Annotated in this window: 20 protein-coding genes; 5 read left to right on the forward strand and 15 right to left on the reverse strand. The window is 46.1% G+C overall.

Annotation, left to right across the window (positions count from 1 at the left end; genetic code table 11):
- Positions 1-74: 74 nt before the first annotated feature.
- From LACZS1_RS11205 to LACZS1_RS11215, 3 genes are all read right to left on the reverse strand, one after another.
- Positions 75-1,454: a bacteriocin secretion accessory protein gene (locus LACZS1_RS11205; protein WP_070650603.1), complete on the reverse strand. Its 1,380-nt coding sequence runs from the start codon at positions 1,452-1,454 to the stop codon at positions 75-77.
- Positions 1,455-1,465: 11 nt separating this feature from the next.
- Positions 1,466-3,658, reverse strand: coding sequence for a peptide cleavage/export ABC transporter (locus tag LACZS1_RS11210; protein ID WP_070650604.1), 2,193 nt, complete (start codon positions 3,656-3,658; stop codon positions 1,466-1,468).
- 316 nt (positions 3,659-3,974) lie between these two features.
- Positions 3,975-4,121, reverse strand: a complete 147-nt coding sequence (locus LACZS1_RS11215; protein WP_168165295.1) for a bacteriocin-like peptide, LSEI_2386 family — start codon at positions 4,119-4,121, stop codon at positions 3,975-3,977.
- A 166-nt stretch (positions 4,122-4,287) separates the two neighbouring features.
- Between LACZS1_RS11215 and LACZS1_RS11220 the strand changes: the two genes are divergently transcribed.
- Together LACZS1_RS11220 and LACZS1_RS11225 are read left to right on the forward strand one after the other, a co-directional pair.
- Positions 4,288-5,589, forward strand: coding sequence for a GHKL domain-containing protein (locus LACZS1_RS11220; RefSeq protein WP_070650605.1), 1,302 nt, complete (start codon positions 4,288-4,290; stop codon positions 5,587-5,589).
- A gap of 1 nt (position 5,590) precedes the next feature.
- Positions 5,591-6,397, forward strand: a complete 807-nt coding sequence (locus LACZS1_RS11225) for a response regulator transcription factor (protein ID WP_070650606.1) — start codon at positions 5,591-5,593, stop codon at positions 6,395-6,397.
- A 939-nt stretch (positions 6,398-7,336) separates the two neighbouring features.
- On the opposite strand, the gene LACZS1_RS11230 is transcribed toward LACZS1_RS11225, so the two are convergent.
- The 7 genes from LACZS1_RS11230 to LACZS1_RS11255 form a co-directional block, all read right to left on the reverse strand.
- Complete coding sequence (locus tag LACZS1_RS11230) at positions 7,337-7,495, reverse strand: bacteriocin leader domain-containing protein (RefSeq protein ID WP_070650607.1); 159 nt, start codon at positions 7,493-7,495, stop codon at positions 7,337-7,339.
- A gap of 27 nt (positions 7,496-7,522) precedes the next feature.
- Entirely contained in the window at positions 7,523-7,720 is a 198-nt protein-coding gene (locus LACZS1_RS11235; RefSeq protein WP_093997888.1) for a ComC/BlpC family leader-containing pheromone/bacteriocin, read from the reverse strand.
- Positions 7,721-8,154: 434 nt separating this feature from the next.
- A complete protein-coding gene (locus LACZS1_RS11240; protein WP_083311569.1) occupies positions 8,155-8,799 on the reverse strand; it encodes a CPBP family intramembrane glutamic endopeptidase in 645 nt (214 codons plus the stop codon).
- A gap of 40 nt (positions 8,800-8,839) precedes the next feature.
- The gene (locus LACZS1_RS14160) at positions 8,840-8,992 is read right to left on the reverse strand and encodes a lactococcin G-beta/enterocin 1071B family bacteriocin (protein WP_115656741.1); all 153 of its coding nucleotides are present in this window, start codon (positions 8,990-8,992) and stop codon (positions 8,840-8,842) included.
- A gap of 9 nt (positions 8,993-9,001) precedes the next feature.
- Positions 9,002-9,130, reverse strand: a complete 129-nt coding sequence (locus LACZS1_RS11245; protein WP_115656742.1) for a lactococcin G-alpha/enterocin 1071A family bacteriocin — start codon at positions 9,128-9,130, stop codon at positions 9,002-9,004.
- Between the two features lie 364 nt (positions 9,131-9,494).
- A complete protein-coding gene (locus LACZS1_RS11250) occupies positions 9,495-10,325 on the reverse strand; it encodes an alpha/beta hydrolase (protein ID WP_070650609.1) in 831 nt (276 codons plus the stop codon).
- A 361-nt stretch (positions 10,326-10,686) separates the two neighbouring features.
- Complete coding sequence (locus tag LACZS1_RS11255; RefSeq protein ID WP_070650610.1) at positions 10,687-11,025, reverse strand: bacteriocin immunity family protein; 339 nt, start codon at positions 11,023-11,025, stop codon at positions 10,687-10,689.
- Between the two features lie 300 nt (positions 11,026-11,325).
- Here LACZS1_RS11255 and LACZS1_RS11260 point away from each other — a divergent pair, with 300 nt between their 5' ends.
- Positions 11,326-11,502 (forward strand): hypothetical protein, encoded by a 177-nt coding sequence (locus LACZS1_RS11260; RefSeq protein WP_158280538.1) that lies wholly within the window; start codon positions 11,326-11,328, stop codon positions 11,500-11,502.
- Between the two features lie 192 nt (positions 11,503-11,694).
- Here the strand turns inward: LACZS1_RS11260 and LACZS1_RS11265 are convergent, their stop codons facing one another.
- Positions 11,695-12,648, reverse strand: a complete 954-nt coding sequence (locus LACZS1_RS11265) for an aldo/keto reductase (RefSeq protein WP_306402858.1) — start codon at positions 12,646-12,648, stop codon at positions 11,695-11,697.
- A gap of 214 nt (positions 12,649-12,862) precedes the next feature.
- Here LACZS1_RS11265 and LACZS1_RS11270 point away from each other — a divergent pair, with 214 nt between their 5' ends.
- Positions 12,863-13,594 (forward strand): SDR family oxidoreductase, encoded by a 732-nt coding sequence (locus LACZS1_RS11270; protein ID WP_047105472.1) that lies wholly within the window; start codon positions 12,863-12,865, stop codon positions 13,592-13,594.
- 34 nt (positions 13,595-13,628) lie between these two features.
- Positions 13,629-14,774, forward strand: a complete 1,146-nt coding sequence (locus LACZS1_RS11275; protein ID WP_070650612.1) for an NADH-dependent flavin oxidoreductase — start codon at positions 13,629-13,631, stop codon at positions 14,772-14,774.
- An 11-nt stretch (positions 14,775-14,785) separates the two neighbouring features.
- Here the strand turns inward: LACZS1_RS11275 and LACZS1_RS11280 are convergent, their stop codons facing one another.
- The 4 genes from LACZS1_RS11280 to LACZS1_RS11295 form a co-directional block, all read right to left on the reverse strand.
- On the reverse strand, positions 14,786-15,103 hold the full coding sequence (locus LACZS1_RS11280; RefSeq protein WP_070650613.1) for an SHOCT domain-containing protein: 318 nt from the start codon (positions 15,101-15,103) through the stop codon (positions 14,786-14,788).
- Between the two features lie 51 nt (positions 15,104-15,154).
- The gene (locus tag LACZS1_RS11285; RefSeq protein ID WP_070650614.1) at positions 15,155-16,531 is read right to left on the reverse strand and encodes a class II fumarate hydratase; all 1,377 of its coding nucleotides are present in this window, start codon (positions 16,529-16,531) and stop codon (positions 15,155-15,157) included.
- Positions 16,532-16,681: 150 nt separating this feature from the next.
- On the reverse strand, positions 16,682-17,437 hold the full coding sequence (locus tag LACZS1_RS11290) for a hypothetical protein (protein ID WP_070650629.1): 756 nt from the start codon (positions 17,435-17,437) through the stop codon (positions 16,682-16,684).
- Positions 17,438-17,781: 344 nt separating this feature from the next.
- Positions 17,782-19,389, reverse strand: a complete 1,608-nt coding sequence (locus LACZS1_RS11295) for an Nramp family divalent metal transporter (protein ID WP_070650615.1) — start codon at positions 19,387-19,389, stop codon at positions 17,782-17,784.
- Positions 19,390-19,565 lie beyond the last annotated feature (176 nt).

The raw sequence follows: 19,565 nt of genomic DNA on the forward strand, positions 1-19,565 counted from the left end.
TGAAAAATGAAAAGAAACATTCACTATTTTAGCACAACTTTTGCTGGCTTATTTTAAAAATATCGCCGCACTTGTCACTGGCGATTGAACATTTTATCAACAAAATACTGCCAATACGTCTTTGTACCGGTAATCAAGGTTGCCTCTCCAGCGATGCCATAGTAGAGCGACTGTTGATGTGTTTTAGACAAGTGCACCCTAGCCTGGGCTTTAAAGTAGTTGCAGGTTTTGGGATTCACGGTCGGCGCAACGTCAACTGCATAAATTCGGCCGGTGACCGTCATAGGCGTCGGAACGTTCCGAGCAATTCGTAAGCGAACGTTTTGACCGCGTTTCAGGCTCATAACCTCGGCTGGCGAAATTGCCAGCTTCAAATCAGCTTCTTTTTGCTTAGCCAGGTCCGGTAAAATCTGTGCTAAGACAGTGCCAGTAGGAATGTACTTGTTGCCACTTAAAGCTGCTTCAAGATGCAAAATACCAGCGGCTGGTGCTTTAACTTGGTAATTGTTGCGCTGATCTTTGAGTGCCGTCTGTTTTGCCTCGCCTTCCTGAATGGCCTGTTGCACCTTCAGTTGCTCCGCCGCGATGGTTTGCTGCATTTTATTTTGTAAAGAAGCCACCTTCGCCTCATTCTGTCCTGTTTGTTGCGCAGAAAGATCAGCTTGCTTTTGGTTGGCGCGTTGGGTTTTCAGTGCAGCGAGCGCCTCTTTTTCACTTGTCAGCAGATTTTGCAGCTGTGACTGGTATTGGCCTTTTAAGTTGGCGAGATTCGCCGACTCCGTGTTTTTCGCTTCGGCTTGATATTGCCCATAAAGATAACCGTAAGCATGCTCGGCTTTTAGCGGCTGATCGGTTCGGATGGCGTTTTGGGCTTCGCGAATCGCTTCTATTTTATCCTCACTGGCTTGCATACTGGTCCGTAACAATTGATCAATTTCTTTGTTCTTGGCATTTGCCACGTTTTGGGTTGCATTCACGGCTTCGTTTTCCAGTTCGTAAACCCGGCGCTGATTGAGATAGTCGCGCACTTGTTGCTGATAGCCGAACTTATCGGCACTGGTAAAAAGATCCTTATTGGCGGCAATACTCCGGTTGAACGTGTCCAACTGGCCTTTTTGATCTTTTAGCGTGGCCAACTGTTGGTTCAACACCTTTAATTGCGCAGGATTGGCTACATCGTGATACACCAGCAGCGTCTCGCCTTTTTTGACCCGCTTTCCCTCCTTCATATGATTTGTCACAATCCGATTTGCCGCTGTCCCCTGAATGGTTACGGCAGTTTTAACTGGGGTAATTTCCGCCGCCGTTGTCACGGTCACCTCGCGTTTAGCAAAAATTAAAAAGAGCAACAGGCCTATAAACAGAATCGCTGTCGGCAAGATAATCATGGTCGAAAAATTGCGGTAACGATGGTTATAAAACTCGGTGGTCTCTAATTTCTTAAGATCAATCATCGTCAACCTCCTTATTCACTCACCAACCGCGCATAATATCCCTGCTTCGCCAGCAGTTCGGCATGATTGCCCTGCTCAACAATTTCTCCATGATCCATCACCACAATCTGTTCGGTTTTAGCCGCGATGGTGAGCCGGTGAGCGACAAAAATAATCGTTCGATCCTTCATTGCCAACAACCGATCCACAATCCGCCGCTCCGTGATGGTATCCAAACTGCTAGTCGACTCATCAAAAATCAGCACTTTGGCTGGCGACAACAACGCCCGAGCAATCGCCAAGCGCTGCTTCTGCCCGCCTGATAAAATGCTCCCGCTTTCCGTGAGCTTGGTCTGCCACATTTGCGGCAGATTCATAATATCCGTGGCAATCTCCGCAACGGCACATGCGTCTTCAAGTTGCGCCTGCGTCAAATCGGCACGACTGCCTAACGTTAAGTTTTCCATCACCGATCCGGAAAAAATAAACGGCTCTTGCGGCACATACTCGATATATTGCCGCAGCGTCGTGAGCGCCACATCACTGATCTGCGCGCCATTAAAGGTAATTTTTCCCTTGCCTATTTCAACCGGGTAAAAGCCGACCAATAATTTAGCCAAAGTTGATTTACCCGAGCCACTCATGCCGACAATCGTGTATTTAGCATTTGCGGGCACCTCAAGATGGACATGCTTTAAAATATCCTGCCCAAACCCATATTTAAAGGAAACGTCATGCACGTTGATGGCACCATCGATCAGGCGGCGATCGGTCAGATGGCGCTGTTCTTTAAACTCAGATTCAACCAAATAAACCTCATTCAGCCGATTATTCGCCACCTTGGCCATTTGTAATTTTGGTTGCAAGTTAATGATACTTTCTAACGGATTGGTGAAGTATGACAGCAAGGCATTGAACGTCAGCATCTGCCCCAAGCTCATCTTGTTAGCCATCACCAGACTCGCCCCAATCCACAACACCACCACATTCAAGATAAGCTTCAGCAACCCCTTGGTGGCTTGTTGAAGCTGGTCGGCTTTCGTGTAATTGAATGACTTTTTTAAATACGTGACAAATTCACGGTCAACCCGCTCATAACTGACCTTTTCACCTGTCAGCAACTTAATGGTCTCAATACCGTTCAGATCCTCAATAATCGATGAACTCAAAATGGCATTGCTTTCCATCGTCTCTTGATTCAGCCGATTGAAAGGACGTTGAAACGCGAAAACAATCACCAAGTAACAAGGCACCGCAATTAAGGATACCAGGAACAATGTAGTATTTTGAATGCCCAACACAATGCCTAAAATAAGCACGATCCAAACATCAAGAAACAGGGTCATGATCGTATTCGCCAAGGCATCGATAATTTTATTGGCGTCCGAAAACCGCGACACGATCTCCCCGGTTCGGCGTGTTGCAAAAAAAGACATAGGCAATTCATACAGATGCCGAACGTAACCCAAAATAACGTCAATCGACAACCGCTGCCCTAAAACCGCCATCAAGAAATTCTGGCCATACGTCAAAACAGATTGAAGGATGTAAGCGAGAATCAGCCCACTGGCGATCATCCCTAACGTTGTCCGCATGGCACTGGGAATATAGGTATCAATGATCGATTGCAGAAAATACGACCCAACAATGCTAATCACGGTGATCAACAAAGCCGCAACAATAATATTGGCAATGATCACTTTTTGCCGCGCCAGCAACGGCACGAAGGCAAACAAGCTGCCTTTGTCCTCTTTGCGCGGTTGATATTGCGGTTCAGGAGCAATAAAGATAGCCACCCCCGACCACTCCTTGGCAAACTCCTCTTTTGAAAGCCAGGTCATTGCGACTGAAGGGTCAGGATCACCAATTAAGATATGATCCTTCGTTGCCTTAAATACGACATAATAATGCAGCAACTCACCGCGCTTCAAAACATGTACCAAGATCGGATATGGCGCATCATCCAAATCAAACAACGTCATATCCGCCTTAACTGCCTTGGTTTCGAAGTGAAGTTCCTGGGCAGCGCGGACAATGCCTAACGCTGTTGTCCCTTCCTGATCCGTCTTGGCTAATTGCCGTAAATGCGCAAGGGAATAGTCGGACTTATGAAACTTCAGTAACATATTAAGCGCCGCAACGCCGCAATCACGCTCATCTACCTGAGGCGTGTAATAGCGTTTGTAGTATGTTGCTTGACCTAGTTTGAATTTGTATTTGAACATCCACGGCCTCCCCTTATTGGATTTCAGATTGTAAAGCATGCAACGTCAACATTTCGCAGAAGCAGGCGCGACAAGTTGGCCCGGAGCTTAGCCTTTTATCATAGATATTAAGGTTAAGCATCTTAACTGCCGTGAAAACAAATCTATGGTAATATGACTCTGTTGAGAGTTAACAGCATCTTAAAATAGAGAATTTAATATTAAATAAAAGTTCAAGCTTACTTTTTATTTAATAAAGGCTTATTTATCCACTACCTAATTCACACATCTCTTCCAAGGATATTATGTCTTCACGCAATTCTCTTTCTTGCACTTCCTAATGTCTTCCTCGAAAAAGTTCGCCTATCCAGTTTTTTAAACCTTCAAATGGTTGGCTTATGACACGATTAGCACCTGCACGTACTTGTGAAAGGCTGTAATCCGATATGATTGCCTCTTTCTGACCACTCATTTTGTCATTCATGGTAAATTCCTCCTAGACAATTTATTTGATACCACCAGCCTAGCATGTATGGCACAATTGTTGTTCAACAAAAAATTAACGTCGTGTTTTGGCCAATTAACGTCGTGTGATAACACAAATGCAAGAAATAACTTGGCCCATCCTCAAGAAAGTGGGAGTTTTTGATATGGTTAGTCTGCCGAGTCATATATACTTTTTTATAAATTGGCCAATCTTCTTTTTTGGCGTTGGATTTCTTTCGTATATCTTCTTTGGCCTCATCCGTCCGCTGCACGTTGCTTCATGGTCAATTATTGGAACATCACTTTCTTTGTTCCTGTCGACTTACGGAGAAATTGGTTTTTGTTTAATATACGCTTGGTATATATCCAGAACCAATGCGAGTTCTGACAAGTTTTGGGTCTTTATTTTTATGCAAGTTAACCTTATCATCATCACGATTCAAACCTGTATCATAAGAATTTTTGCCGCGGCAGGTACGAAACAACTGACTTTAATTAGTGTAGGCACCACACTTATTCTCACTTCAACATTAGCAGCGATTGTAATCTCGCTACTAGTAAAAAAGCGAAGTCAACTTGATCAGCTGCGAACGCTCATCAAGGAGCAAAACCATCTCCAGAAATCAATTATTATCTATACAGGTGCGACCTGTGTCTCGCTATATTGTTTTGAGGCGATATCTAATCTAGTCAACATAGGCATCATGTTAGACTTGCTTATTCTTGGTATCTTTACACTGTCAGTCATCATCAACCTATATTCACTTTTCTTGATTCTGAAGTCGTTTAGCTACTACGTCGAACTCACCTGGATCAAGCGGGCCGAGGCCTCTCAGCGGGCGTACTACACCACGTTGAGCCAACAGCAAAAAAACACGAACAAACTTCTACACGACTACAAAAATCTGTTAGCATCGCTTCAACTGTCTCTGCAGCAATCATCTGCGGCCATTTCACCGGATACCCAAGCCATCCTTTCGCGAGCCCAGGCATCGCTAAATCAGGCAGAATTAGGCAAAAGTTCCTTTACATCAATTAAAAGTGATCCCTTAAGAAGCTTGCTTTATTTAAAATGGGCCGAATCAATGAACCACAATGTCATCATGAATGTCCAAACTGAAGGAATCATTCATCCCCTAGAAAGCAGTCTTGGCTTTGCCATTATCAGGGCGCTTGGCATTCTGATCGACAATGCTCTAGAGGAAACGGTCAGAATTAAACATCATCGCTTCAACGTCACGTTAATTGCCTTGGAGCAAGGTCTAGAAGTCAGTGTCATGAACGACGTCGGTTCTGATTTCAATCTGGCAAATCTCGAAAAGAAGGACTTTACGACTAAGGGCGACGGACATGGCAATGGCTTGTCCATCATCAATGAGCTCATGCAACAAAACAAAAATATCCTTATCAAAAAATCTGTTATTAACCAACAGCTGAAAATCACTTTATTCATAGGAGACTCATAATATGATCACTAACCGTACGACCTTGAAAATCTTCATCTTGGAAGACGATGCTACTTTCCTGAGGTTCATCGAAAAGACACTAATCAACTACATCATGATTGAAGAATTGCATGCGGAAATTAAAATCGCTACCCAATCTGCTACGGATCTGTTAAACGCCATTGATCTGCAGCAAATTAATGACAGCTTCTTTCTGCTGGACATTGATATTCCCGGATCCTCTATCAATAGTATTGATATTGCCAACATTGTCCGGAAACATTCCCTATATGCAGACATCATGTTCATTACCAGCCACACCGAACAAGCACTGACCATTCTGTCCCAGAAGATTCTGCCTTTAGACTTAGTGGATAAAAGTGTGCCTGCAGAAGTTGAAACGCGACTGCGTACCAATCTTGTTCAAGGGATAAAGCGATTACGGTCACGTCAACTCGAATCTCCACGGCTATTCAGCTACCAGATCGGAGCCAATCTCTTTTCACTTCCGCTAGACGACGTGCTGTACATTCAAACCGTGCTTGGCACACCTAGCACGCTCGAATTGCACGCCAAACATGAAACCACGACTTTCCCGGGGAACTTAAAAGAAGTTACAAGTCGATATCCAACCTTATTTCGATGCCATCGAAGTTTCCTGCTTAACCCCCTTCACGTTCACAAATTAAACGCCTCTGGTCGGTTTGTTTACATGGACAATCAGGATAAGCTTGACGTCAGCATTCGTAAGGTTTCAGCTTTACGTAGACTCATGGGAGCGGCTAATCGTTCACATGCTGAGGCTAACAATCTGGCGGATGACGCTTAAAAAACGCCCGTCACCCTCGCAGCAAGTGCAAAAAAGGCCCAAAAGTTTTCCCGTTTTAGAAGGAATTTCTGGGCCTTTAGAAAGCTTGTTGATTTAAGCTGACTTTTCGCTGATTCTCGGGCTATTGGTCGCTGATTCAAAGAACAGCTGAAAAAGCATATTAAGGAATGCAACAGCCGTTCATTCACTTGCGATCCAATTATAGTTGCCTAATTGTTTGTACTCAAAGACAGCATCCCAAAGTGTTTTTTCTGCCTCACTGAAAGAAATACCGTCAGACAATTTGATAACCGGTGCGGTGTTAAAGAAGTATTGGAGCTTGTTGTGGAATGCAAGACCATCGCACGTTTTCAACACTTCTAATTCTCGGTTAACAAACAGTGCTGTTTCAGAGTTTTTTGTGACACATACTCAACTTAATGGCCAGCTTCTCCATTGCAACAATTATCTCATCTTTAGATGGCATTTTTCTGCTCCTACACGCAGTTGCGTGATTCTTCTGCCTTTATAAACACACTTTTAAATATGGTCATTCCTTGTCGTTTCGTTGTCGATCATACGCGCTTGTCAATGTGAACAGTTTTCTCAAAAAATCGTACGAATTGGATAGAATTGCAATGAGGATAATCGCATGCACCTGCCAACTCGCATCATCAGACATGATCCACAGTAGTGTGAACAAACAAATCTGGACTATCCACATAAAAAGCGGCTGTCTAAGTCGCTTATGATCAAATACAGCCATTTCTCGCATATAAGTGAATTCACCTTCGATTTCGCCAATAACTGCTCGTGCAACAGTGCCCACAAACCTAAAGAGAGACCGAGAGATTCACCGGAAGGGAAAAGCTAACAGCTACTGCTTCTGCAGTGGTAGAGCTACGTTTTCCTAAACGGCTACACCCTGTCTCCCTGAAAAGCACATTTATCATGAGCTTGCTATGGTCTCTCCCATCCTTTTTTAAACCCGTCAATCAGCTGGTCAGCATGATTAAATGCATCTGTTGCCAGAATACCTAGAATCGTTGCTACCGGAATCGCGAACGGTAAGAAGCCACCTGTAATCTGGCAAAGTTCGGAATCTTTTAAGTTGGTCATGACGCTCATCCTTTCTTTTGACTCATCCTATGGCAGGTTTTCTTTTCGTTTGAGCTCGTTGAGAACATCGATGCTAAGGCTCATTGCAGGTGCCACAAAACCACCTTGAGCCCAGCTTCGAGCGATCGCGCCAAGTCCCATGCCAATGTAAGTCCAAAAATTATCAGTGCTGCCACCACTGATCCGTTCCAAGCGGCTATCATCCAACGTCACGAATTGTTGCATGGCGTTTCCTCCATTTCTGCGACTTATTCACAGCCGATATATTTAAACTTTTTAGGGTACTAGCTTCCCTAAACACAATATACGATAGGTTTGAGGTCATCTGATTAATTAATTTTAAACGTCGGTATTTTTGAACCTTTCGTAATGACTTTAACCAAAGACGACAAAATTCAACGAAAAAAGCCGATTTTGCGACGTTTATTTTTTGGCTGGATCATCTTTAGTCGCCACCAGAGTATTAAAAAAAGCGGCGATTAATTCGACAACCAGATAACGCCTTGCTGGAATTAATCGCCACTTTCAACGAATATGCTGTTGGTATAATGCGCCGTAGCACAACAGAACCATCAGGAATTAGACACTATCGACAGCCAAGTTTGCCATGGCAATAACGATTCACTTAACTTTTTCAGGTAGGCAACTCCTATATATGCCTAAAAATTAAGGAAAAATACGACTGTGTTGACAACTATGTGGGCAACAATCGATGCGCTGACATCTGTCTTACCGCGATTACAGAAACTGAAAATCAAAGCCATTAAAAAATACAAGATGATGAGCGGAGAAAGATAGCCATGTAGCAGGGAAAAGCCAAGCGATGACACGACCAGTCCAAAAATTGATCCGTGAAAGATCCTTTTGTTCAAAATACCTCTAAACAGAACTTCTTCCCAAACCGGTCCACAAATACATGCAAACAGCGGAATAAACGGTGTCATGTTGGGATCCAGTTGCGAGCCTTGGATATTCGGAAAAAGTTCAGCAAAGATCACCTCCAGGATTAAGACGAGTATACCGCTAAGCAATCCGATGAATATTTTCGAGAGCGAAGGCCTTAAATAAGATGCTGCAGTGAGATACTTAAATGAAACGACCATATAAAAGAAAGTGAGCACATACCAAATAACCAAAAAGATCTGATTATTCGGACGAATAAATCCAATGAACCCCAGCGCTATTTGAGGCATAATTACCCCAAAATATATTGGGAATTTTAAACTGTATACCGCGCCATGATAATCTATTCTTGAATTCAACGAAACTTCCCCTTCTATAAAAAAGCGTCTACATGCCCACATGCAGAACGCTTTTCCGTAACTTAATTGACGGATATTGTAACTAGCCGTGGTTCTTAATTCCGTCTGTAAAACCCTTTGCAATGCCACCAACCAAATCAGCGGCAGGTTGAAGCAAGCCAAGCCAACCAGGAAGCTTCCCACCCCCGGAAATTTCCATTAACTCCTGTGTGTCAATACTCTGAAAATTGTTCATCTTTTTCTCCTATCCCTTGATGGCAGAAGCACCTTTGCAAAACCAGTACAGTCCTGTTCCGATAATCTTGCCAGCCTCATAAAAAATGTTGCCTCCACCCGTTACATTTGAGAGCTCTTCCGTTGTTAATTGTTTCATCACGAAACTCCTTTCTTCACCAAAGCCACTGCTTCCTTTACCTTAGTTAAAACATATGGGTGCTAGCTACCCTACACACAATATAATGCACCATAAGTACCTATAGGTTTTTAAATTTTAAACGATAGAAAATTCCAACTTTTCGTAGTTCTTTTTTTAAAAAAAGCCCAAAATACGACGAAAAAAGCGATTTTTACTACGTTTATTTTTGACCGGTGTCAGTCTCTTGAAATCTTGCCCAAAACTATTGACTTCTCTTTGTTGCAGTTGGTTAACAACCGGCTTCGAAAATAATAAACACAGCATGAAAAGCTTGACCCTTCATGTCGCATTAACAGCTCAACTCAAAACACAAACCATAACACTATTTCTGACTTAAAAATTCATAAAGATGCCCATTCACAACTTTATTCCGCTGATGCAACTGACTATGCTGCGCTCGATATCCTATTTCATGTTCCGTGTATTCTCTGACCCGATCAGCCACAAGGTACCTTAGTGACTTGGCCGAGCCAATTGGCACTCGGCCATCGGAGCCGTCACCAAGATTGCCAAAGAGATTGAGCACCTTGGCTGTTTTTGGGAAAAACTGGCGGTTGCGGTAAAAATCTGCGTACTGCTTCGACATCTTTTGAAGCTGCCCCTTCGAATTTTTGGTAACTGTCTTACCGCTATTGGCTCCCATTCCCGGAATGGCATTGAACGGGCCACCTACGGCCGCGAATCTTTTCAATTTCGGCATACCCGTCTTATTCGCTTGCGTTGCCCAGTATGTCCATGCCAATGAACCGGCAGAATGGCCAACCGCGTTAAACTGCCTGACACCATAACGAGCCTTCAGTTGTTTGAGAATTTTGCCTAGTGCAGAGGCATCTTCCGGATTGCCACTCTCAAAAACAACCGCAATTAATGGATGCTTCACGTTTGGCCGCCATTTTCCCTTGACCGCCAACCTGCCATCTCTCTTAATCAGATAATAAAGCACTTCCTGATAGCCGGCATACTGACTAAGCCCGTCAATCATTCCTTTTTCCGAGGCATAGCTGCCGCCAAAACCATGGACAAATAAAGTCGGCACTTGATTGGTCTTACCTGTTTGACCTTGTGCGACTGAAGATTGGCGATTTATTTGAAGTCCAAACCAACCAGCCGTCATCATGAAAAAAATCAGTGCGATTTTAGCGAAAAACTTCATGGCCTTACTCCTTGTCTACTTAGGCAATGGGGTTAACTACTTGGACTACCATTGTATCACGCCACGTTTTTTCTTTTAACTGTTTTGCCTCGTCCGCTGTTAAGGCACCCTCTTTCCTGAAACTCGGCTTCTAAGCGGTTCATCAAATTCCGCCTAAACAGCCTTCATTGAAAAGTAGATTCACCATCTTCAATTCATAAATTTACCATAAGATCAAAAAGCCACTTCATCCAAACCCAACCTGTGCGCTGGGTTTGAATAAAGTGGTTATTTGTAACGATTTGTTTCGATTAAACGTGGTCTGAATCCTTAGCCAGATCAGCGGGTTTGGCCGATCGCACTCCATCATTTCGTGTCGATACTAATGGCCACCCCAAACAATTGGCATGGCACCTAATCCCGCTGCTAGCGCCTGTTTTCGATAACGGGCGGCATCAACCTCGCTTATGGCGACATCTTTCTTAATGAAGTTGAAAATGTCCACCAGCTCTTTTGGCATCTTATGATGAACGAGATAATACTTTGAAATATCGTGGGACAACTGGGTCACCGCAGTCACATAAGCTTTGTCATCATCGCCTTCATCAAGTTTCTTGGCATTGATTTTGATTAGCGCCTGTAAATCTGCCTGTGCTTTGATCGTTGGACTCGAATAGGCCTTGCTTAACAAGTCTAATAAGGTTTCACGTTTGTCTGGCATCTTGCACTTCCTCACGAAAATCGGCTTGCGTAGTTTCACTTTTCTGAAATCTTGTATACTTTCCAAGTACTCATAGGATGCGCCGAGAGGTTAATAATTGCAAGTACAAACTCAGCGTTGTTAAACAGGCGCGAGATATTAATTTTAAACGCAGCAAAATCTTCTTTTTTCGTCGTCAATTGACATTTTAAAGACTTCACACGACGAAAATTGCCAAATTACCTACGTTAAAATTTTTTGATCCCCGAAATCAAGCTGACATCGTATACTGGGTGTAAAGAAGTCTGGAGGAACTTTAAAATGATCATAACCGCAGATATGGTACTAAGAGTGATTACATGGATCAGCGCCATTGCCTTGGTTCTGTATATTGTTGCTGCTGCCTTCAAATTGTTGCCTTCAGCTGAGTTGGTCGTCCCGATGCTATCGTTATCGACCCTGATTTCGTATTTTGCCTCATCAATCGATGAAGAATGATAAAAATCAGCACACAGTTACTTGACGTTTAAAAATTGGTGTACGGCTGCAAGTTTTCTTTTTGCTAAGGGATTCCAACGAACCAAAAAGTCCGACAAGATTTTGACACTCAGTCAAATCTTGTCGGACTTTTTAACAAGCCACATAAAATTAAAATACTTCAGTTACGCGCCTTGACACGCTGGCTGATGCTTACGGCAAATCATTGCCTGCCGCAAAGTAAATGTTGTACCACTCCTGCCGCGTCAGTGTAATATCCGCGCCGGCTGCACTTTCCTTAATATGCTCAGGGTTCATGGAGCCGAGGATAACCTGGACACCGACTGGATGGCGCAAGAGCCAGGCAACGGCGATGGCATTTTTATTGGTGTGGTAGTGGTCAGCGACTTTTTGCAGTTCATCGTTCAGATCCTTGAACTTCGGACTGTCGATGAAGGTGCCTTCAAACATCCTGTATTGGAACGGTGACCATGCCTGCAAGGTCATCTGTTTGCGCTGGAGATAAGGCAACAGACTGCCATCATGGTCGATGGACCGGTCGTCTTCCATATTCGTATGCATGCCTGCGTTGACCATGCCAGTATGGGCGACCGAGAATTGCACTTGGTCGATTAATAGATGCTGGTGAATGCCGCTTTGTAGTAAGGCAATTTGCTCGGGATTAAAGTTTGAAACGCCGAAATGACGAACTTTGCCGCTTTGCTGCAACTCGTCAAATGCTGCCGCAACATCGTCCACTTCCATTAACGGATCCGGCCGGTGCAACAACACTGAATCGAGATAGTCGATTTGCAGGCGCTCTAAGATCTTATCAACTGCGCCCAGCAAGTGTTCCTTTGAAAAGTCATAGCGCCGGCCAAAGACAAGACTGCCATGTGAACGGTCTGGGTCAACCACGATACCGATCTTCGACTGAATATATAGTTGATCGCGGTTAACGCCGGATTGCTTCAAGGCTTCACCGAAAACTTCTTCCGACTTGCCTTGACCATAAATATCCGCGGAATCAATAAAGTTGATGCCGTCATTGTACGCACTGTCTAAAACGACCGCAGCTTTTTCCGGCGAAAGTACATTCATGCGCATGATACCCAGCGCCACGCTTGAAGCCTGCCAGTTAGAACCGCCTAATCGCACTTGTTTCATGTCTTAAAAACCCCTTTCAATGCAAACTTAACCATTGTGATATCATCCATCACAACCAGAACCGCCTCTAGTTTAGCCCCTAAAGTCCACTTGAGGTCAAGCCATTATTAGAATTTCAATATAACGACTTGTCATCATCTTTTTCACGCGGTAATTTAAATATATAGTCACTTATTTTTTATCAGCAAAAGTTCCTTATTAGGAGGTTAATTTCATGACTGTTAAAGATAAAGTCGTTGTTATTACCGGTGCATCCAGCGGTATTGGTGCCGCGACCACTCAAGTATTGGCGCAAGCCGGTGCCAAATTGGTGATTGGGGCACGGCGCACGGAGCGGCTCGCCGAATTAGCTAAGCCTTTTGGCGATCAGGTTCGTTATCAAGCAACCGATGTCACCGATCAGCAACAAGTTAAAGCCTTAGTTGATTTGGCCATCAACACCTTCGGCCACGTTGATGTGCTGTATAACAACGCCGGCCTCATGCCGCTGTCGGAACTTTCTGAGTTGAAGGTCAACGAATGGGAGCGGATGATCGACGTCAATATCAAAGGCGTCCTTTACGGGATCGCCGCCGTCTTGCCACATATGATCGCCCAACATAGCGGCCAGATTATTACGACTGATTCGGTTGCCGGCCACATCGTTCATCCCGGAACCGCGGTTTATTCCGGGACCAAGTGGGCCATTCAGGCGATTATGGACGGCTTGCGGCAAGAACAGGCGGCCAACCATATCAAAACCACGATGATCTCCCCAGGTGCTGTTAACACCGAGTTATTCAGCACCATCAGTGACCCCAAACGGCGCGAAGCAGTTGAATCCGACGAAAAGAATAACGGCCTGAGCGCAACCGATGTCGCCAATGCTGTCTTGTATGCCATTGATCAGCCGGCCAACGTTGCCGTTAATGAGGTTCTGATGCGTCCGGTTACCCAACAGCGTTAACCTGTACCCTTGTCTTTTGCAAAAGGAGCTTTAAATGTCAGAGTATTCTTTTTTGAAACCATTCACTTTTAAACATCAAGCAATCCAGTTGAAAAATCGGATTGTGATCCCACCGATGACCACGCGTCTGTCGTTTGAAGATGGCACGGTCACCAGCGATGAAATTCGCTACTATCAAGAACGTGCTGGCGGTGTGGGGCTTTTTATTACCGGAACCGCCAACGTTAATCCGCTGGGTAAGGGCTTTGAAGGTGAATTAAGTGTTGCGGACGATCGGTTTATCCCCGGTCTCAGTAAACTGGCCGCTGCCATGAAAACCGGGGGCACCAAGGCGATTCTGCAGATTTTCAGTGCCGGCCGCATGAGCAGCAGCAAGATCCTGCGCGGTGAACAACCTGTCAGCGCCAGTGCCGTCGCCGCCCCGCGTCCCGGTTATGAAACCCCGCGCGCACTCACGACCGACGAGATCGAAGCAACCATTCATGATTTCGGTCAGGCGGTGCGGCGCGCGATTCTTGCCGGATTTGACGGCGTGGAATTGCATGGCGCCAATACGTATCTGATTCAGCAATTCTTTTCCCCGCACTCTAACCGCCGAACCGATGAATGGGGCGGCGATCGCGACAAGCGGATGCGCTTCCCGCTGGCCGTTGTCCACGAAGCGGAAAAAGTGATTGCGGCAACCGCTAATCGGCCATTTTTGCTCGGTTACCGGATTTCACCTGAGGAATTGGAAGAGCCGGGCATTACGCTGGATGATACGCTAGCGCTGATTGACGCCTTGAAAGCCACCAAGATTGACTATCTGCATGTTTCGCAATCCGACGTCTGGCGAACTTCGCTGCGTCAACCGAATAACCCGGCGATTGTGAACGAAGTGATTCGGGATCACGTTGCCGGCGCCTTCCCGATCATCGTGGTCGGCGATGTCAAAACCCCTGCTGATGCCGAAAAAGCTACGCAGGCATTTGATCTTGTCGCTATCGGCCACGAGCTGATCCGCGAGCCACACTGGGTTCAAAAAGTGTTGGCCCACGACGAAAAGGCGATCCGTTACCAGATCGCCCCTGAAGATCTTGATGAATTAGGGATTGCCCCGACTTTCCTTGACTTCATCGAAAGTATTTCCGGCGGCGCCAAGGGTGTTCCTTTGACGACCGCACTAGCTGACGACCACTAAGCCGTTGCAATTTAAAATTTAAGTTCATCATGCGAGTCGAGCCGTAATAGCTCGGCTTTTTTCTTGTTGTATTCGTCTTGCGTAATCGCCCCAGTGTCAAGCAGGTCCTTATACGCTTTCAACTTAGCGATCGTTGCCTGCTCATCTGCTTGTTCCTGGGCAGTTTTGGCTGCCTGGGCCGCCGCTTCCTGCTGCTTGCGGTGGTAGTACAAGTAAAGCGCGATGCCCAAGACAACAATGGCCAAAACAATATACCAAAATTGAATCAGAATGGCGATGACAACTAGAATGGCAAAAAGACCTGCGCAACCCATTTTTTGATTTTTCATATTGTCCTCCGTATGTGCCGCTAATAATCGTTGCAATCGTCATGACGCGTGTCAGATGCCCGTCATTTTTGCCGGATCCACCCAAGCATCAAACTGGGCGCTGGTGACATAGCCGGATTTAAGCGCGGCGGTTTTGAGATCGGTTCCTTCGCGTTCGGCTAGCTGCGCAATTTTGGCGCTTTTTTCATACCCAATGTGTGGCGTGAGGGCGGTTACTGTCATCAGCGAGTGCGCCACCAGTGCTTTCATCCGTGGCGCATTCACGGCCAGCTGAGCTACCAGCTTAGTTGTAAAACTCGTCACGGTTTGGGTGAGCAGCGTGGTTGATTCAAGGAAGGTGCTGATGATCACCGGTTTATAAACATTCAGTTCGAAGTTACCTTGGGAAGCCGCAACGGCAATGGTGGTATCGTTGCCTAACACGCGCACAGCCGCCATGGTCAGTGCTTCGGCCTGGGTTGGATTCACCTTGCCTGGCATAATCGAGCTGCCTGGTTCATTGGCAGGGATGGTCAATTCGCCATAACCGGCGCGCGGACCACTGGCCAGAAACCGAATGTCGTTAGCAATTTTCAACAGATCAGCAGCCAAGGTTCTGATACCGCCATGAACCAAACTGATTTCGGAATGCGCCGCCAAAGCTGCAAACTTATTGATCTGCGCCGTCAACGGCAACCCATAAACATCGCTCAACCGGCCAGCAACAATTCGCCCAAAGTTTGGTGCCGCATTTAGTCCGGTCCCCACTGCGGTGCCGCCAATGGCTAATCGAAAAAGTGCCGGCTGGAGATGCTTGATTGCCGCCTGATCATGAGCAAGCATGGCCGCCCACCCGCTGACTTCCTGGCCAAACGTCATTGGTGTCGCATCTTGCAAATGGGTGCGTCCGATTTTAACGGTCGTGGCATATTCTGTGGCCCTTGTTTGCAAAACCTCGTGTAAATCAGCGACTGCCTGCAACAATTCATTCACAGCCAACGCTGCCGTGATGTTCATGGCCGTTGGAAAGGTATCGTTGGAACTTTGGCTGCGGTTTACATCGTCGTTAGGCAAAATCGGCAAATCAGGATTGAGTTTCGCTGCCTGATGACTGACAACCTCATTCACATTCATATTCGTCTGCGTGCCGGAACCGGTTTGGTAAACATGCAACGGAAAATCATGGCGCAACTGTTCATCTGGCAAGGACAGCAGCACATCTACTGCTCGAGTGATCAATTGACCTTTGGGCGCAGGTAAAACATCCGCGGCGACGTTAGCACGCGCGGCTGCTTTTTTAATTTGTAACAATGCCTTGATTACCGCCAGCGGCATCAGCGGACCCGCTTGAAAATTGTGCCGGCTGCGCTCGGTTTGCGGCCCCCACAAAGCAGTCTCCGGAATTTCAACTGGTCCTAATGTATCTGATTCGGTACGTGTTTTTGTCATCCTTGCCCCCGTCTGCGGCGTTACCATGCCTGTCGCCAGATTGATAGTCTTATTTTACACGATCCACCAGCCAAGCGAACCCTAGGAAGCAAAAAAGTACGCCGCAGAAGATGATTTTTCCAGACTTCAGGCGTACTTTTCTAAATAATTTCAGTGTAATAGTGCCGCAACGAGCTGGGCGGCATCTTTTTTCAATTCAACGGAAGACGAGGATAAAACCGATAAGTAATAGTGAAGCGGATCAGCTTGCGGCGTTGGCATTCCGGCGTGCAACCAGCGGCTGACCAAGGCTGGGTCGGTTGACCAGGTTTGGATGCTGACCAAGCGGCGATCAGGATGATCCGGCGTCGAACCCGCAATTTTGAGTGCTAATTCGGCTTTCAACAGGCGGTCATAAGCTAATTGCGAAACGGCGTAAATGAGCGGCTGGTCACTGCCGAATGTTGCGGCTTGCAGCATGACCACACCTTCTGTATGAAGCGGAAAATTCTTGCGATCAACGCCGCTAAGCTTCAATAATTCGGCAAACGTGCCAGCATCATAGGTTCGGCTTGCCCGCACCGGCGACGCCATGATGCCGTTAAATTGCTTAAAAATCTGCCAAGGCGTTTGCGCTAAGTGGTAGTGCTTGTGAGTTTGTTGTTGATCCGAAAGCAATGCCCCACAAGCCTGAAGTTCCCACCGTGCTCTTTTTAAGGTCGTACGATTTTTGATCCCTGTCAGTGGCGCAAAGGTGGCAAAGAAATCCTTGCCACCGCGAAAAATCGTGCGCTGTTCGTGACTACTTTCCACGTCGAGATGATCAGCATACATCAACCCAATCAGCAAATCCGTTGCGTGTTGCGACAACATGGCTGTCCCTTCGTCTGTTTCAACATCATTCCCTAATTCTTTCGACGATTCCATTCCATCCCCACTTTCATCCTGCATCATTCAAAAAGCCGCCCTGATCACGTTGAGCTGATCAAGGCGGCTTTTTTGATATACAACAATGCTTAACAACTATCTCAACGATCTTTTGATGTCACCGTGTCAACTCACCCGATTAGAATTCGGAGTGTGCGGAGCTTGGACGGGATGGCCGGGCTTTAACCATGACGACCAAGTTCCGTTATCGGGTCAGTCAAGTACGTTCATGCGAAGGGACTTGGGTTCGCGTATGTTCCAATTCGAGAATAGCAAATAGCCACGGATCGTAACCTACTGACTCTTCAATTCCATCGCAACTCATCACCAAAGATGCAACGAGATTATTGTACGTCATTACTTGCTTTCGCCTCTTTTGCATCGGCTACAGCTTCCATATGCGCTTCGTAGCGCTTGTTACCTTTATAGAGATCCCAGATAGTCCAGGCTAACAAAGCAAGCACCGCAACAATCAGAGCATACGCAATGTCGTTCGCAATGGTAGTTTGCGTAGCCGTTGGATGATCACCGAAGAATCCAGCAATTGAATCCGGCAGGCCTTTAAGATTCAGATAGGTTAAACCAAGAACAGAGATCCAGCCAAGCACTTTGACCCAGCCAGTGTTCTTAAACCGCTCACCCATTTCAACTTTACTATTGGTAAACATTAACAGTGGCAACATTGAGAACGGTAGCGCGAAGGCCAGGAAGACCTGCGAGTTATTCATCAATGTATTTAGTGCCTCATGTTGCTGAATCGGTGTTTCTCTGGCAGTCAACATAACGCAGACAATAACCGGAATGACGGAGATAATCCGGGTCACCAGGCGGCGTGCCCACAACGGCATCTTCATGTGAATAAAACCTTCCATGATAACCTGTCCAGTTAACGTACCGGTAATGGTTGAATTTTGGCCGGATGCCAACAACGCAACCGCAAACAGGATGGACAAAATACCGGACTTGGCAACGGCAATCAGAACCCCATTACTAAGGGTCGAGGAATCTGACAATGCTTCAAACAAACCGAAGAAGGAAGGATCTTTAACCGCACCGCTCTTGAAGACCGCAACCCCCATGACCAGCAGCAAGCAGTTAACAACGAACGCAAATGATAACTGGATATTGGAATCCCATGCGGAGAACTTAACCGCTTGGGCCACATCATCTGGGTCGTGGTGATCGATTTTCCGTGTCTGGGAAATCGCGCTATGCAGATACAGGTTATGCGGCATAACCGTCGCACCAATAATGCCCAACGCCCCTTGAATTGGACTCATGCCATTCACTGAAGGTGAGTTGGCGAAAGTTTCGCTTGTCGGAATGAAACCTTTTAGCAGTGCCCCCATGTTCGGGTCCGATAAAGCCACTTGATAAATGAACACGAACAGGATGACAAGAATAAGTGCAACGACAATGGCTTCGATTTTGCGGAACCCGATCTTGGTCAGTAACAGTAATACCAAGACATCAAGCACCGTGATCAGTACCGAAATGACTAGCGGAATGTGGAACAAAAGATAAAGCGCGATGGCGGCACCGATAACTTCGGCAATATCAGTCGCCATGATCGCTAACTCTGTCAGAATCCATAAGACAATCCCTAATGTCTTCGAGGTTCTTGCCCGAATCGCCTGGGCAAGATCCATTTGACTCACAATGCCAAGTTTAGCTGCCATGTATTGCAGCAACATCGCAATCAAACTTGACATTAGGATAACGGAAATCAATAAGTACTGGAAGTTTTGTCCACCGGTAATGGAAGTGGACCAATTACCTGGATCCATGTAACCAACGGCAACCAGCGCCCCTGGCCCGGAATAAGCAAATAGCGTGCGCCAAAAGCCTTTCCCGTGCGGTACCTCAACAGTACCGTTAATTTCTTCCAATGATGGCCCATTCGCGTATTGGATGAGCTTCATGGAATGTTTCTTCTTGTGATCATCACTCACAATATGTCTCCCCCTCTTGAAGTCGCTTGCTGGTGCAGGAGATTGCGCCGGTAAGTGCTTTTTGTAGACGCGTTCACTGGGCCAGAAACCTCCGCATAAGGACCTCGACCGTAATGGCCAAAGCCCAGCCATTACGGTCGAGGCCACTTATGCTCCGATTTCTAACCGGCCCAGTT

It is taken from the genome of Lacticaseibacillus zeae subsp. silagei (assembly GCF_030770335.1).
GTDB lineage: Bacteria > Bacillota > Bacilli > Lactobacillales > Lactobacillaceae > Lacticaseibacillus > Lacticaseibacillus zeae.